Raw genomic sequence first — 15,403 nt, 5'->3', positions numbered from 1 at the left:
AAACATACGCAATTTATAATTGCGTCATGTGCGGCTTCAATGGCCGATCTCGCTCGATATGATGTCGCCGAACAGCTCCCACTTCCGGCCCTTGAAACGCATCATCTGGAGCTGCTCGATCGGGGCAAAATTGTCCGGCGCGGTGTTGATCTTGATGCCGGGCAGCAGCGTGTCCGGTTCGAAATCCTTTAAGGAGGCGGCCTGCTTCATGACGTTCTCGCGGGTGAGATCGTCGCCGCACATCTGCAGCACCTTCACCATGGTTTGAGCTGCGGCATAGCCGAACACCACGCCGGCTTCGAGCTTGTTGGCCTTGGGATCGTATTGCGCGAGGAAGTTATAGAACTTCTTCATGCCGTCGTCGGCGTTCCACTGCGGATCGGAGCCGTCCTTGAGGTAGCTTGCCGACAGGATGCCCTGGGAGATCTCGAGGCCGGCCGGCTCGATCACGCCGCCGACCGAGGCCGAGACGTTCGAGACGATGTGGACCGGATGCCAGTTGATCTCGGCCGCCTTCTTGATCGCCTGCGCGGCGAATTTCGGCGTCGTGATGCTGATGAACACGTCGGCACCCGAGGCCTTCAGCTTGACGACGTGTTCGTCGATCGCGGGCTCGGAGGTATCGTAGGTCTCCTGCATCACGATCATCGAGGCCTTGGCGCCGAGACCGTCCTTCAGCCCTTTCAGATAGTCCTTGCCGAAATCGTCGTTCTGGTAGAGCACCCCGATTTTTCCGTCGGGCTTTTCCTTCATGATGTACTTGGCGTAGATGCGCGCTTCGCTCGCATAGCTCGGTTGCCAGCCCATGGTCCAGGGATATTGCTTGGGATCGTTCCACTTGGACGCGCCGCTCGCCACGAACAATTGCGGCACCTTTTTCTCGTTCATGTATTTGCGGATGGCGCCGTTGGTGGACGTGCCGAGCGAGCCGAAGATCAGGAGCACCCCGTCGCTCTCGACCAGCCTGCGTGCCTGCTCCACGGTCTTCGGCGGCGAATAGGCGTCGTCATAGGAGATGAGCTTGATCTTGCGTCCGTTGATGCCGCCCTCGGCATTGATCTTGTTGAAATAGGCCTGCTCCGTCTTGCCGATCGCGGCATAGGCCGAGGCCGGGCCGCTATAGGGCATGATGTTGCCGATCTTGATCTCGGCATCGGAAGCGCCGCTGTCGTATTTCTTCTGCGCCAGTGTCGGGCTGCTCGTCGCAGTGCACAAAGCGAGCGCGGTCCACAGGGCTACAACCTGAAAACGAACGGCGGGCATTGTTCTCCTACCCCGGGTTGGATCGCCGCATTGAACAAGTTTGGCGCCTGCCGTCAACAAAAAGCCCCCGCGATGGTTCGCGGGGGCTTCCTGGGCTCGGTCTGCTGCGTCAGCGCGTCACTCGGAAGCGACGTCGCCGCTGATGATCTCGCCGAACAGTTCCCACTTCTCGCCCTTGAAGCGCATCATCTGGAGCTGGGCGATCGGCGCGAAGTCGGTCGGGCTGGTGTTGATCTTGACGCCCGGCAACAGGGTATCCGGCACGAAGTCCTTCAGGCTCGCCGCCTGCTTCATGATGTTGGCGCGGGTCAGATCGTCGCCGCACATTTCCAGCACCTTGGCGAGCGTCGAGGCGGCGCCATAGCCGTAGACCATGCTGGTGTCGGACTTGTCGGCACCCGGCATATACTTGTCGACGAACTCGTTCCACTTCTTCATGCCGGGGTCGTTGGCCCACTGCGGATCCGTCGAATCCTTGGCATAGGCTGCCGACAGCACGCCCTGCGCGTTCTCGAAGCCGGCCGGCTTCATCACGCTGCCGACCGAGATCGACACGTTGGTGAGGATCTGAAGCGGCTTCCAGCTCAGCTCGGCGGTCTTCTTGATGGTCTGGGCCGCGAACTTCGGCGTGGTGTAGATCAGCAGCACGTCGGGATTGGCGGCCTTGATCTTGACGATGTGGCCGTCGATCGACGGCTCGGACACTTCGTAGCTTTCTTCCATGATGATCATGGAAGAGGCCTTGGCGCCGAGGCCGTCCTTGGTGCCCTTGAGGTAGTCTTTGCCGAAATCGTCGTTCTGGTAGAGGATCGCGATCTTGGCGTCCGGCTTCTCCTTCATCAGCCATTTCGCGTAGATCTGCGCTTCGCTCTGGTAGGACGGCTGCCAGCCGATGGTCCAGGGGAAGTTCTTCGGGTCGTTCCACTTGGTGGCGCCGGTCGCGACGAAGAGCTGCGGGATTTTCTTGGAGTTGAGGTATTTCTGGATCGCCGTGTTCGAGGGCGTGCCGAGCGGATTGAACACCGCCAGCACCTCATCGCTCTCGATCAGCTTGCGTACCTGCTCGACGGCCTTGGGCGGCGAATAGCCGTCGTCATAGGTGACGAAGTTGATCTTGCGGCCGTTGATGCCGCCCTTGTCGTTGATCATCTTGAAATAGGCTTCTTCGGTCTTGCCGATGATGCCATAAGCCGACGCCGGACCGCTGTACGGCATGATGTTGCCGATCTTGATCTCGGTATCGGACGCGCCGGTGTCGTATTTCTTCTGAGCGAGTGCAGCGCCGGAGGTGAGGGCAATGGCCGCCGTTGCCGTGACCAGCGCGGCGGCTCGCAGTGTTCTTCCAGAAAGCAATTGGGTCTCCTTCGTTAAACAACAGTTGTAGAGAGTTTCAGTTTCTTTTGAGCTTGCCGGCAAGTTGTTGGCCCAGGATCGCCACCTGCCGTGCGCCGTGCGGCACGAGGTAGATGACCAGGAACAGCAGTACGCCGAACACGGCGCCGGAGAGGCCCTTGGAGATGCTCTCCGCCATGTTCGGCACGAAGATGATGAAGGCAGCGCCGACGAACGAGCCGGGCAGCCAGCCGACGCCGCCGACGACCATGCCGAGGAACAGCGAAATCGCCAGCGTGATGGTGTAGCTGTCGGGCGCGACGAACTGCACGGCGATGGCGCCGAGCGAGCCGGCGACGCCGGTGATGCCGGCGGACACGCCGAAAGCCAGCGTCTTGTACAGAGCGACGTTGACACCCATCGAGGAGGCCGCGATCTCGTTGTCGCGGATCGCCATGAAGGCGCGGCCCGAGCGGGAGCGCAGCAGGTTCACCGAGAAGATGTAGATCGCGAGCGTCACGAGGAGGGTGAAATAGTACAGCCACATGTCCTGCGACATCGGCAGGCCGAACGGCGCGTCGGGCTTGGTGACGACGAGTCCCTGCACGCCGCCGGTCCAGTGCTCGAGGAAGTTCAGCTTGAGCAGCTGCGGCATCGCGGTGGCGAGCGCAAAGGTCGCGAGCGCGAGATAGATGCCCGACAACCGCAGCGCCGGCTTGCCGAACAGGTATCCGAAGCCGAAGCAGATCGCCGCGGAAATCGGAATGGTCAGCGCATAGTTGACGTTGGCATGCTCCATCAGCACCGCGGACACATAGGCGCCGACGGCGTAGAACGCGCTCTGGCCGAGCGAGAACTGGCCGCTTCCGCCGGTCAGGATGTTCAGCGCCAGCACGGCGAGCCCGTAGATCAGGAGCATCGTCATCTGGAAGATGATGAAGTTCTTGACGAACAACGGCACGACCAACAGCGCCGCCAGCACCACCAGCGACGTGCCGGTGCCCAGCGTCATGGCCCGCTTCGGAACCGCCTCGACCGCCTCGTGGCCTTGGCCAACGACTTCTTCTGCTGCGCTCATGATCAAACTCGCTTGACGATGTGCCGGCCGAACAGGCCAGCGGGTTTGACGACCAGGACGGAGATGATCAGCGCAAGCGCGATCGGGAGTTTCAGCTCGTTGCCGACGCCGGGGATGTAGGTGCCGGCGAGGTTCTCGAACACGCCGACCAGGAAGCCGCCGACCACCGCGCCGAACGGGCTCGACAGTCCGCCGAGCACCGCGGCGGCGAACCCGTAGATCAAGACGCCGCCCATCATGTTGGGCTCGAGGAATACGACCGGGGCGATCAGCATGCCGGCGATCGAGCCGATCGCGGTTGCCATGCCCCAGCCGAGCGCGATCATCCAGCTGGTGTTGATGCCGACGAGGCGGGCCGACTCAGGCACCGAGGCGGCGGCGCGCATCGCAAGGCCGATCCGCGTGTACTGGAAGAAGAAGTACAGCGCGAGCAGCAGCGCTATCGTGACGCCGATCATGCCAGCTTGGTGGGTGGAGATCAGCTGACTGCCGAGGAACGGTGCGGAGCCGAACGGGGTCGGATACTGCTTGATCGTGAAGTCCCAGATCAGGCCGGCCGAAGAGTTGATGATCGCAAACAGCGCGATGAAGCCGGCAACGTTGGTCAGTACCGGCGCTTTCGCCAGCGGCTTGAACAGGATGCGCTCGATCGCGATGCCGGCGACGAAGGAGAAGGCCAGCGTGATCACGAAGGCGGCCCAGTAGGACACGCCCCATTGCATCAGCTGCCAGGAGATGAAGGTCGAGAACATCGCCATCTCGCCTTGCGCGAAGTTGAGATGGTCGATGGCCTGGTAGATCATGACCACGGCGAGCGCCATGCAGGCGTAGATCGCGCCCGTGGCGATGCCGGCCAGGACTTGGTTGGTGAACAGCTCCATTGTCCCGGCTCCCTCAGTAACCCAGATAGGATTTGCGGATTTCTTCGTTGTTCGCGATGTCCTTGGCCTTGCCGGACATCACGATGCGACCGGTCTCGATCACATAGGCCTGGTCGGCGAGTTCGAGCGCGAGTTGGGCGTTCTGCTCGACCACCAGGATCGATACCTTGTCCTCGCGGTTGATCTTGCCGAGGATGCCGAACAGGTCGCGCACCACCAGCGGCGCGAGGCCGAAGGACGGCTCGTCCAGCAGCATCAGCCGCGGGCGCAGCATCAGCGCGCGCGCGACCGCGAGCATCTGCTGCTCGCCGCCGGACAGCGTGCCGGCCTGCTGGGTGTGGCGCTGCTTCAGGACCGGGAAGTGCGCATACATGCGCTCGATGTCGGAGACGATGCCGGCGCGGTCCTTGCGGGTGATCGCCCCTAGCTGAAGATTCTCCTCCACCGTCATGTTGGTGAAGGTGCCGCGGCCCTGCGGCACGTGGGCGATGCCGAACCGCACGATGCTCTCGGTCGAGCGGTTGTTCAGCGGCTTGCCTTCGAACTCGACGCCGCCGGTGGAGCGCACCATGTTGCAGATCGCGCGCAGCGTGGTGGTCTTGCCGGCGCCGTTGGCACCCAGCAGCGTCACGAGCGAGCCTTCGTTGAGCGAGAAGGACAGGCCATGAAGCGCCTGAACCTGGCCGTAATAGGCGCGCAGGTCCTTGACGTTGAGCAGTGGCGTCATTGATCCTTGCTCCCGAGATAGGCTTTGATGACGTCCGGGTCCGCCTGCACCTGGGCGGGCGTGCCTTCCGCGAGCTTCTTGCCGAAATTCAGCGCGACCACGTGGTCGGCGATCGACATCACGAGGCCCATGTGGTGCTCGACCAGCAGCACGGTCATGTGGCGCTCGTCGCGGATACGGCGAATGAGGTCGCCGAGAACATGGACTTCCTCATGGTTGAGGCCGCCGGCCGGCTCGTCGAGCAGCAGGATCTTTGGATCGGCTGCCAGCGCGCGCGCCAGCTCGACGCGCTTCTGGGTGCCGAAGGGCAGGCCGGAGACGACGGTGTGGGCGACGTCCTCGAGGTTGAGATAAGCGAGGATCTCATGCACCTTCTTGTTGACGGTGGCCTCGCTGCGCCGGACCCAGGCAAGCTTCAGGGAGTCGCTGATGATGTCGCTGGAGGTCTTCGAATGCGCGCCGACGCGGACGTTGTCCATCACCGACAAGTTCGGAAACAGCGCCACGTTCTGGAAGGTGCGGCCGATGCCGATCTCCGCGATCCGGTGCGGCGCCCGCGTCAGGATGCTCGCGCCTTCCATCAGGATATCGCCGGACGATGGCTGATAGAGCCGGGACAGGCAGTTGAAGAGCGTGGTCTTGCCGGCGCCGTTGGGGCCGATCAGTCCGAGGATCTGGCCCTTGTGCATGTCGAAGGACACGCCGTTGAGCGCGACGATGCCGCCGAACACGACGCTGACGTCGCGAACCGCGAGCAGGGGCGATGTCCCCTGCGCGAGCTGTGCCTGCGTCATCTCGTCTCGCTCACATCATTGAGTGAGCGAAGGGGCGATGCGAACCGCTCCCAGTGATGACAAAAGCTATCTGATCCCCTCGGCCACACGCGCAACTTTTCCTCCTGATTTCAGCTTTTTGCCGATGTCTTTTTTGGAATGCGGCATCAGACCCCCGAGCGCCGCTTCGATGTTCCTTACCATCGCTAAGAGACGCGGTCCAATGTCCTTGATCAAACGCTCTTCCGTGAAGCGGAATGCGGGCGCGCCGCAATTGAAGGCGTAAGGACCAGTTCCGTCGTTGAGCTTGAGCGCGACGCCGGCGGCGCCGATGTCGTCGTGCCAGTCGCCGACGGAGATCGCAAAGCCGTATTTCGCCACGGTCTCCCCGGAACGTTCCAGCCCGTCGCGCATCTTGGTCCAGCGGCTGCCGTAATGCTCGCGCAGCAGACGCGAGAGTTCTGCGCGATCGTCGGGGTCGAGCGCCCAGAAATAGGCGCGCCCCATCGCGCTGGTTGCAATCGGCACGCGGGAGCCGACGTCAAGTTGAACACCGACCGTTTCCGTGCCGCGACTCTGCCCGAAATAGATCATGCTGTGACGATCGCGGCCGCCGACGGCGACGGCGCCCCCGGTCGCGCGCATCAGGTCCTCGCGAAACGGTTCGGACAAATGCCGAACGCCGAGATTGGCGAGCGCTGCATAGCCGAGCGACATGGCGGCGGGCGTGAGCTGGTACTTCTCGAAGCGGGGAACCGGCGCCAGATAGCCGAGCTTGGTCAGTGTATAGGTTAGCCGCGACACGGTCGGCTTCGGCAAATTGGTCCGCGCCGCGATCTCCTGATTGCCGAGAAGGCCGTCATTGGGTTGGAATGCGCGCAATACGTCCAGTCCGCGGGAAAGCGCGACGACGAAGTTCCGATCGGTCGCGGTCTTCTTTCCTGTACGCTTCATCCCTGATCTGCTTCTTGCGCGGAGTCGTTGACAACGTCCGTGCTTCAAAATAACCCTGCCGTCAAGATGCGGAATTAAATTCCGCACCGCGAAATCGACAAAAGTACATAGCCCCACCAAGGAGGGACACCGTGAGCGAAGTGGTCAAGCTTGAGCGTCATGACGAAGTCGGGATCGTCACGGTCAATAGCCCTCCGGTCAATGCGCTGAGTGCCGCAGTCCGCGGGGGGATCCTGGAATGCATCAAGGCCGCGATCGCCGATCCCGCCATCAAGGGCATCGTGCTGACCTGTGCCGGCCGCACCTTCATTGCGGGGGCCGACATCACCGAATTCGGCAAGCCGCCGAAGCCGCCCGCCCTCAACGATGTGCTGTCGGAGATCGAGAACTCACCGAAGCCGGTGGTTGCTGCGATCCATGGCACGGCGCTTGGCGGCGGCCTCGAGGTCGCGCTCGCCTGTCATTTCCGCGTCGCCGTCAAGGAAGCCAAGCTCGGCCTGCCGGAGGTGAAGCTCGGCCTGCTGCCGGGCGCCGGCGGGACCCAGCGCCTGCCGCGCGCGGTCGGTCCCGAGCTCGCGGTCAAGATGATCGTCGGCGGTGATCCCATTGGTGCTGCGGACGCGCTGAAGAACGGCCTGATCGAGGAAATCGTCGAGGGACCGGCATCGGGCGGCGAGGCCTTCGTGCGCGAGCTGCTCGCCGAGAAGCGTCCGCTGCGCCGCCTGCGGGACGACGATTCCAAGATCGCGGCCGCCAAGGCCGACCGTTCGATCTTCACAAATGCCGTTGCTGCGATGACCAAGAAGGCGCGCGGCCTTGAGGCGCCCTTCGCCGCCGCCGACGCGGTGGGCTACGCCATTGACCTGCCGTTCGACGAAGGTCTGAAGAAGGAGCGCGAGGGCTTCCTGAAGCTCGTCGCCAGCGACCAGTCCAAGGCGCAGCGCTATGCCTTCTTCGCCGAGCGCGAAGCCAGCAAGATCGCAGGTGTCCCTGAAGGCACCAAGGCGCGTCCCGTGAACCGCGTCGCCATTCTCGGCGCCGGCACCATGGGCGGCGGCATCGCGATGTCCTTTGCCAATGCCGGCGTTCCCGTCACCCTGATCGAGACCGGTGAGGAGCAGCTCAAGCGCGGCATGGGCATCATGCAGAAGAACTGGGAAGCGACCGCCGCGCGCGGCGGTATCCCGGCTGACGCGCCCGCCAAGCGCATGGCGCTGATCAACGGTGTCGTCGGCATCGAGAATGTCGGCGATGCCGATCTCGTCATCGAAGCGGTGTTCGAGACCATGGCGGTCAAGAAGGAAGTGTTCGGCAAGCTCGACCAATACGTCAAGCCCGGCGCAGTGCTCGCCTCCAACACCTCGTATCTCGACATCGACGAGATCGCGAAGTCGACCAAGCGTCCGCAGGACGTGCTCGGGATGCACTTCTTCTCCCCGGCCAACGTCATGAAGCTGTGCGAGATCGTGCGCGCCGACAAGACCGCGCCGGACGCTCTCGTGACGGCGGTCACCATCGCGCGCAAGATTGCAAAAGTGCCGGCCGTGGTCGGCGTCTGCGACGGCTTCGTCGGCAACCGCATGCTCGCCCAGCGCGGCAAGCAGTCCGAGAAGCTGTTGTTCGAAGGTGCCCTGCCGCAGCAGGTCGATGCCGTGGTGACGAAGTTCGGCATGCCGATGGGCCCGTTCGCGATGGGCGACCTCGCCGGCCTCGATATCGGCTGGCGCTCGCGCAAGGACCGCGGCATCAAGTCGGAGATCGCGGATGCGCTCTGCGAAGCCGGCCGCTTCGGCCAGAAGACCGGCAAGGGCTACTACAAGTACGAGGCAGGTTCGCGCTCGGCGCTGCCCGATCCCGAGGTCGAGAAGCTGATCGACGAGACGCTGCTGCGCCTCGGCCGCAAGAAGCGCGTCGTCAGCGACGAGGAAATCCTCGAGCGCATGATGTATCCGATGATCAACGAGGGCGCGAAGATCCTGGAAGAGGGCATCGCGGCGCGCCCCTCCGACATCGACGTGGTCTGGCTCTACGGCTATGGCTGGCCGATCTACCGCGGCGGCCCGATGTTCTGGGCCGACAGCGTCGGCCTCAAGCACATCGCCGATCGCCTGGCCTTCTACGCCAAGGAGACCGACGACCCCAGCCTCGAGCCCGCCCCGCTGCTGAAGAAGCTGGCGGCCGAAGGCAAGACGTTTGCCTCGCTGGCCGCGGCGTCGAAGGCGGCGTGATGGCCGCAGTCTATCCGCACGTCATTCCGGGATGGCCCGAAGGGCCAGGCCCGGAATCCATCTCTCCTCGGAGCGTGCGGCCTGATGGATTCCGGGCTTGCGACTTTGTCGCGCCCCGGAATGACGACGGAATATGATGCAGAAAATGACCCATCCCGGCGAACAATTTTATCCCGAAGGCGTGCGTTGGGACGATACCATCGCGCAGGGCACGCTTCCGGATCTTTTGTCGAACGCAGCGTCCGACTACGGCCCGCGCATTGCGCTCGAATTCCGGGATCGTCCCATCACCTACACCGAGCTCGTAGCTCAGGCCGAGCGGGCCGCCGCGGCGTTCCTGCGCGAAGGCATCGGCAAGAACGCCTCCGTCGCGCTATTCCTCGGCAACACGCCGGATCACCCCGTCAACTTCTTCGGCGCGCTGAAGGCGGGCGCCCGCATAGCGCATCTGTCGCCGCTCGACGGCGAGATCGCGCTGACGCACAAGGTTTCCGATTCGGGATCGCGTCTGCTCGTCACCTCGAACCTTCAGACGCTGCTGCCGACGGCGCTGAAATTCCTGGAGAAGGGCCTGATCGACCGCCTCGTCGTTTGCGAGGACGACGATTGGGGCAAGGTCGGCACGCCGCAGGCGGCGATTCCGAATGATCCCCGCATCATCACCTTCAAGGCTTTTGTGGAGGGTGCGACCGCGCCGGCACAATGGCCGAACGTGACGGCCGACGACGTCGCGCTGCTGCAATATACCGGCGGCACCACCGGCCTGCCCAAGGGCGCGATGCTGACGCACGGCAATCTCACCTCCGCCGTGTCGATCTACGACGTCTGGGGCAAGCCGTCGCGCGCTGCGCGCGGCGACGTCGTCGAGCGCGTGATCTGCGTGCTCCCGCTGTTCCACATCTATGCGCTCACCGTGGTGCTGCTCTCCTCGCTCAGCCGCGGCAATCTGATCTCGCTGCATCAGCGTTTCGACGTCGAAGCGGTCATGCGCGACATCGAGGCCAAACGCGCGACGTACTTTCCCGGCGTGCCGACGATGTGGATCGCGATCGCCGCGCTGCCTGATCTCGACAAGCGCGATTTCTCCTCGCTCGCCAGCATCGGCTCCGGCGGCGCGCCGCTGCCGGTGGAAATCGCGAACTTCTTCGAGCGCAAGGTCGGCAAGAAGCTGCGCAGCGGCTGGGGCATGACCGAGACCTGCTCGCCCGGCACCGGCCATCCGCCCACCGGTCCCGACAAGCCGGGCTCGATCGGCCTGATGCTGCCCGGCATCGAGCTCGATGTGGTCGCGCTCGACGATCCCAAGCGCGTGTTGCCACCCGGCGAAGTCGGCGAGATCCGCATCAAGGGCCCCAACGTCACCAAGGGGTATTGGAACAAGCCGGAGGGGTCGGCCGAGGCCTTCGTCGATGGCCGCTTCCTCACCGGCGACATCGGCTATGTCGACACCGACGGCTACTTCTTCCTGGTCGATCGCAAGAAGGACATGATCATCTCCGGCGGCTTCAACGTCTATCCGCAGATGATCGAGCAGGCGATCTACACCATCCCAGGGGTGCACGAGGTGATCGTGCTCGGCATTCCCGACCCCTATCGCGGCGAGGCCGCAAAGGCCTTCATCAAGCTGCGGCCGGACGCAAAACCGTTCTCGCTCGACGAGCTGCGCGCGCAGCTGGCCGGCAAGCTCGGCAAGCATGAATTGCCGGCCGCGGCCGAATTCGTCGACGACCTGCCGCGTACGCCGGTCGGAAAATTGTCGCGCCACGAATTGCGCCAGCGGCAGAAACCAGCACAATCCGCATAGAAGAAAGCTCACAGGAGGATCCGATGGATCTCGCATTCACGAAAGAAGAACAGGCGTTTCGCGAGGAAGTGCGACAGTTCTTCCGCGACAATGTGCCGCCGGATACGCGGCGCAAGATGGTCGAGGGCCGCCACCTCTCGAAGGACGAGATGGTGACGTGGTGGCGCATCCTCAACAAGAAGGGCTGGGGCGTCAGCCACTGGCCGACGCAATATGGCGGCACGGGCTGGACCTCAGTGCAGCATTACATCTTCAACGAGGAGCTGCAGTCCTATCCGGCGCCGCAGCCGCTCGCCTTCGGCGTCAGCATGGTCGGTCCGGTCATCTACACCTTCGGCAACGAGGAGCAGAAGAAGAAGTATCTGCCGCGCATCGCCAATGTCGACGATTGGTGGTGCCAGGGCTTCTCCGAGCCCGGCTCCGGCTCCGACCTCGCCTCGCTCAAGACCAAGGCCGAGCGCAAGGGCGACAAGTGGATCATCAACGGCCAGAAGACCTGGACCACGCTGGCCCAGCACGCCGACATGATCTTCTGCCTGTGCCGCACCGACAACAATGCGAAGAAGCAGATGGGCATCTCCTTCATCGTGTTCTCGATGAAGTCGAAGGGCGTCACCGTGCGCCCGATCCAGACCATCGACGGCGGCGTCGAGGTCAACGAGGTGTTCTTCGACGACGTCGAGGTGCCCTACGAGAACCTGATCGGCGAGGAGAACAAGGGCTGGGATTACGCCAAATTCCTGCTCGGCAATGAGCGCACCGGCATCGCCCGCGTCGGCGTCTCCAAGGAGCGCATCCGCCGCATCAGGGATCTCGCCGGCAAGGTCGAGTCAGGCGGCAAGCCGATCATCCAGGATCCCGCCTTCCGCGAAAAGCTCGCCGCCTGCGAGATCGAGCTGAAGGCACTCGAGCTGACGCAGCTTCGCGTCGTCGCCGACGAAGGCAAGCACGGCAAGGGCAAGCCCAATCCGGCCTCCTCGGTGCTGAAGATCAAGGGCTCCGAGATCCAGCAGACCACCACCGAGCTGCTCATGGAAGTGATCGGCCCCTTCGCTGCGCCTTACGATGTACACGGCGACGACGGCTCGAACGAAGCCATGGACTGGACCGCCCAGATCGCGCCGAGCTACTTCAACAACCGCAAGGTCTCTATCTACGGCGGCTCCAACGAGATCCAGCGCAACATCATCGCCAAGGCGGTGCTGGGGCTGTGATCTTCTCCCTCTCCGCGAGGCGGGGAGGGCAATGTTTCCACCGTCATTCCGGGGCGCGACGAAGTCGCGAACCCGGAGTCCATCGGGCCGCACGTTCAAAGGTGAAATGGATTTTCGGGCCTGGCCCTTTGGGCCATCCCGGAATGATGAAGCAAAATAAGTCCGGGTACGAGGAACCAAGAGAATGGATTTTGATCTGAACGAGGAGCAGCGGCTTCTTAAGGAAAGCATCGACGGCCTGCTGACCGATTCCTACGATTTCGAGCAGCGCAAGAAGTACATGAAGGAGAAGGGCGGCTGGAGCAAAACGGTCTGGCTCAAGCTCGCCGAGCAGGGTCTGCTCGGCCTGCCCTTCAGCGAAGCCGATGGCGGCTTCGGCGGCGGCGGCGTCGAGACGATGATCGTGATGGAGGCACTCGGCAAGGCGCTGGTGCTCGAGCCGTATCTGGCGACGGTCGTGATCGGCGGCGGCTTCCTGCGCCATGCCGGCACCGATGCGCAGAAGGCCGCGCACGTGCCCGGGATCATCGACGGCAGCAAGACGCTGGCGTTCGCCCAGCTCGAGAAGAACTCGCGCTACGATCTGTTCGACGTCACCACGACGGCGAAGAAGAAGGGCGACGGCTGGGTCATCGACGGTGAGAAATTCGTCGTGCTCAACGGCGAGAATGCCGACACGCTGATCGTCACCGCGCGCACCAAGGGCGACCGCCGTGACAAGACCGGCATCGGCGCGTTCCTGGTTCCTGCCAATGCCAAGGGCGTGACCAGGAAGTCCTACCCGACCCAGGATGGCCTGCATGCCGCCGACATCACCTTCACCGGCGTCGAAATCGGCCCGGATGCCGCGATCGGAAATCCCGACGACTCGCTCGCGCTGATCGAGCGCGTGGTCGATGAAGCCCGCATCGCGCTTTGCGCCGAGGCGGTCGGCCTGATGGACGAATCGCTGAAGACCACCGTCGAGTACATCAAGACCCGAAAACAGTTCGGCGTCGCGATCGGCTCGTTCCAGTCGCTGCAGCACCGCGCCTCCGACATGTTCGTGGCGGCCGAGCAGGCGCGATCGATGTCGATGTTCGCGACCATGGCTGGCGATTTCGAGGACGCCGCAGAGCGCAGCAATGCGATCGCTGCGGCCAAGGTGCAGATCGGCAAGTCGCTGAAATTCGTGGGGCAGCAGGCGATCCAGCTCCACGGCGGCATCGGCATGACCATGGAGGCGAAGATCGGCCACTACTTCAAGCGCCTCACCATGATCGAGAACAGCTTCGGCGACACCGACTACCACCAGCGCCGCGTCGCGGATGCGGGCGGGTTGATCTGACAACGACGACTGTCATGCCCCGGCTTGACCGGGGCATCCAGTACTCCGCAGCGGCAGTTGGTCCACGTAACTCCGGCCGCGGAGTACTGGATCGCCCGATCACGTCGGGCGATGACACCGAACAAGCGGACGCAGCGGAGCAACAACAATGAAAAACACCCCGTTCGATCTCACCGGCAAGGTCGCCGTGGTCACCGGCTCCAGCCGCGGCATCGGCCGCTCCTCCGCCGAGCTGCTCGCCAGGCTCGGGGCCAAGGTCGTGGTGTCCTCGCGCAAGGCGGATGCGTGCAAGGACGTTGCCGACGGCATCATCGCGTCCGGCGGAGAGGCCACCGTCATCCCCTGCAACATCGCCCGCAAGGCCGAGGTCGAGGCGCTGATCGCGGGCGCGACCAGGCATTACGGCAAGATCGACATCCTCGTCTGCAACGCCGCGGTGAATCCTTATTATGGCCCGTTGCTCGATATCACCGACGAGGCCTTCGACAAGATCATGGGCTCGAACGTCAAGAGCAACATCTGGCTCTCCGCGCTGACGATCCCGCAAATGGCCGAGCGCGGCGGCGGCTCCGTGATCATCATTTCTTCCATCGGCGGCTTGCGCGGCTCCACCGTGATCGGCGCCTACGGCATCTCGAAGGCGGCCGATTTCGCGCTGTGCCGTTCCCTCGCCGGCGAATGGGGTCCGAAAGGCGTCCGCGTCAACTGCATCGCGCCTGGCCTGGTCAAGACCGATTTCGCGCGTGCGCTGTGGGAAGACGAAGCCATGCTGAAGCGCCGCACCGCGACCACGCCGCTGCGCCGCATCGGCGAGCCTGATGAAATCGCCGGCGCCGTTGCCTACCTCGCCTCCGACGCCTCGAGCTTCATGACCGGCCAGACGATCGTCATCGACGGCGGTGTGACGACGGCGGCGGTGTAGCTGCCGGTCTTCCGTTACGGGCGGCGCGCGCCGTCGCGCTCGGCCAAGGCGCGTTCGATGGCGCGTACGACGATCAGCGCCGAACGTTCGTCGAGGTGCACGCCGTCGTCCCAACGCAGCTCGCGGCGCGGCGGATCGATTTGAAGCCAAAGCGCGCGATCAGGGAAGGCTTCGTCGACGATCTCGTTGGTCATCCGGACCATGCGGGAGCCTTCGACCTCCGGCGCAAAGGGAACGCGGATCAGAAATGCGCGGGTGCCACGCCGCTGCAGCTCGTCGATGAGCTGCCTGATGCGGGCTACACTCGCGCGAGCGACGGCCGGGTCGGCTTCGTTCATCTGCGCCAGCGCACGGTCGAGATAGACCTTGTTGTCGAACGTGCTCGGCGGCTGGCCGAGCAGGCGATCCCACTCGGCGCGTGCCTGGGCGGGATCGGGTTCACCGTGTTTCCACGTTTCATAGCCCGCGACCGCTGTTCGCACCGGGCGCAAGAGCGGCGCTTCCGTGCGCGCGCCGCCGGAAAATCTCTCGATGAGCGCGGTGTCCGGCTCGCGCGTCAGGATATTCGTCTCGATCAGAACGATCTTCGGCGAGTTCGGCCGGTTCGCGACGATCTCGAGACCTGTCACCGGCGAGCCGCCCGCCAACGAAAGATTGCGGACGCGCGGAGGCGAGAAATACCCTTCCTTGAGGCGCCAGGCGATCGAGCAGCCGACCAGCACGATATCAGGCATGGGATCCCGCACATAGCGGTTGAGGCTGACGAGGCTGCCGCCGCGGGTCGTGACCGCCGGCTGCTGCGGTCCAAGCCGAACCGCGCCGTGGCCAGGCCGCAGGCAAGCAACAGCGCAGCGACATCTGCCGCGAATTTGATCGTCCACGAAAGCGTTGATTCCTGCC

At 63.8% G+C, this 15,403-nt stretch carries 13 protein-coding genes; 5 read left to right on the top strand and 8 right to left on the bottom strand.

Annotated elements, in window-relative coordinates; all coding sequences use genetic code 11:
* Nucleotides 1-36: 36 nt before the first annotated feature.
* The 7 genes from RX330_RS32535 to RX330_RS32505 form a co-directional block, all read right to left on the bottom strand.
* On the bottom strand, nucleotides 37-1,263 hold the full coding sequence (locus RX330_RS32535) for an ABC transporter substrate-binding protein (protein WP_317241201.1): 1,227 nt from the start codon (nucleotides 1,261-1,263) through the stop codon (nucleotides 37-39).
* Nucleotides 1,264-1,380: 117 nt separating this feature from the next.
* Entirely contained in the window at nucleotides 1,381-2,616 is a 1,236-nt protein-coding gene (locus RX330_RS32530; RefSeq protein WP_212087789.1) for an ABC transporter substrate-binding protein, read from the bottom strand.
* A 37-nt stretch (nucleotides 2,617-2,653) separates the two neighbouring features.
* Nucleotides 2,654-3,673 (bottom strand): branched-chain amino acid ABC transporter permease, encoded by a 1,020-nt coding sequence (locus tag RX330_RS32525; RefSeq protein ID WP_212087791.1) that lies wholly within the window; start codon nucleotides 3,671-3,673, stop codon nucleotides 2,654-2,656.
* A 2-nt stretch (nucleotides 3,674-3,675) separates the two neighbouring features.
* Nucleotides 3,676-4,554, bottom strand: coding sequence for a branched-chain amino acid ABC transporter permease (locus RX330_RS32520; RefSeq protein ID WP_212087793.1), 879 nt, complete (start codon nucleotides 4,552-4,554; stop codon nucleotides 3,676-3,678).
* A gap of 13 nt (nucleotides 4,555-4,567) precedes the next feature.
* Nucleotides 4,568-5,281 carry an ABC transporter ATP-binding protein gene (locus RX330_RS32515; RefSeq protein WP_035997952.1) on the bottom strand — a complete coding sequence of 238 codons (714 nt, stop codon included), beginning with the start codon at nucleotides 5,279-5,281 and terminating at the stop codon, nucleotides 4,568-4,570.
* Nucleotides 5,278-6,075, bottom strand: a complete 798-nt coding sequence (locus RX330_RS32510) for an ABC transporter ATP-binding protein (protein WP_212087795.1) — start codon at nucleotides 6,073-6,075, stop codon at nucleotides 5,278-5,280. The genes RX330_RS32515 and RX330_RS32510 overlap by 4 nt, the downstream gene beginning before the upstream one ends.
* Before the next feature lie 66 nt (nucleotides 6,076-6,141).
* Nucleotides 6,142-7,008 carry an IclR family transcriptional regulator gene (locus RX330_RS32505; RefSeq protein ID WP_212087797.1) on the bottom strand — a complete coding sequence of 289 codons (867 nt, stop codon included), beginning with the start codon at nucleotides 7,006-7,008 and terminating at the stop codon, nucleotides 6,142-6,144.
* 131 nt (nucleotides 7,009-7,139) lie between these two features.
* On the opposite strand from RX330_RS32505, the gene RX330_RS32500 reads away from it, so the two are divergent.
* The 5 genes from RX330_RS32500 (at nucleotide 7,140) to RX330_RS32480 (ending at nucleotide 14,503) form a co-directional block, all read left to right on the top strand.
* Nucleotides 7,140-9,236, top strand: coding sequence for a 3-hydroxyacyl-CoA dehydrogenase NAD-binding domain-containing protein (locus RX330_RS32500; RefSeq protein ID WP_317241200.1), 2,097 nt, complete (start codon nucleotides 7,140-7,142; stop codon nucleotides 9,234-9,236).
* Between the two features lie 145 nt (nucleotides 9,237-9,381).
* Nucleotides 9,382-11,040, top strand: coding sequence for a dicarboxylate--CoA ligase PimA (gene pimA / locus RX330_RS32495; RefSeq protein ID WP_317244013.1), 1,659 nt, complete (start codon nucleotides 9,382-9,384; stop codon nucleotides 11,038-11,040).
* A gap of 23 nt (nucleotides 11,041-11,063) precedes the next feature.
* Nucleotides 11,064-12,254, top strand: a complete 1,191-nt coding sequence (gene pimC / locus RX330_RS32490) for a pimeloyl-CoA dehydrogenase large subunit (protein ID WP_317241199.1) — start codon at nucleotides 11,064-11,066, stop codon at nucleotides 12,252-12,254.
* A gap of 184 nt (nucleotides 12,255-12,438) precedes the next feature.
* On the top strand, nucleotides 12,439-13,581 hold the full coding sequence (gene pimD / locus RX330_RS32485) for a pimeloyl-CoA dehydrogenase small subunit (RefSeq protein ID WP_317241198.1): 1,143 nt from the start codon (nucleotides 12,439-12,441) through the stop codon (nucleotides 13,579-13,581).
* Between the two features lie 148 nt (nucleotides 13,582-13,729).
* Nucleotides 13,730-14,503 (top strand): SDR family NAD(P)-dependent oxidoreductase, encoded by a 774-nt coding sequence (locus RX330_RS32480; RefSeq protein ID WP_212087806.1) that lies wholly within the window; start codon nucleotides 13,730-13,732, stop codon nucleotides 14,501-14,503.
* A gap of 14 nt (nucleotides 14,504-14,517) precedes the next feature.
* On the opposite strand, the gene RX330_RS32475 is transcribed toward RX330_RS32480, so the two are convergent.
* Nucleotides 14,518-15,384, bottom strand: a complete 867-nt coding sequence (locus tag RX330_RS32475; RefSeq protein WP_317241197.1) for a hypothetical protein — start codon at nucleotides 15,382-15,384, stop codon at nucleotides 14,518-14,520.
* Between the last annotated feature and the right edge of the window lie 19 nt (nucleotides 15,385-15,403).

The sequence above is a fragment of the Bradyrhizobium sp. NDS-1 genome, from assembly GCF_032918005.1.
Classification (GTDB): Bacteria; Pseudomonadota; Alphaproteobacteria; order Rhizobiales; family Xanthobacteraceae; genus Bradyrhizobium; species Bradyrhizobium tunisiense.
Note: the sequence above shows the minus strand (reverse complement) of the source record. Positions and strands in the feature narration are given on the sequence as shown.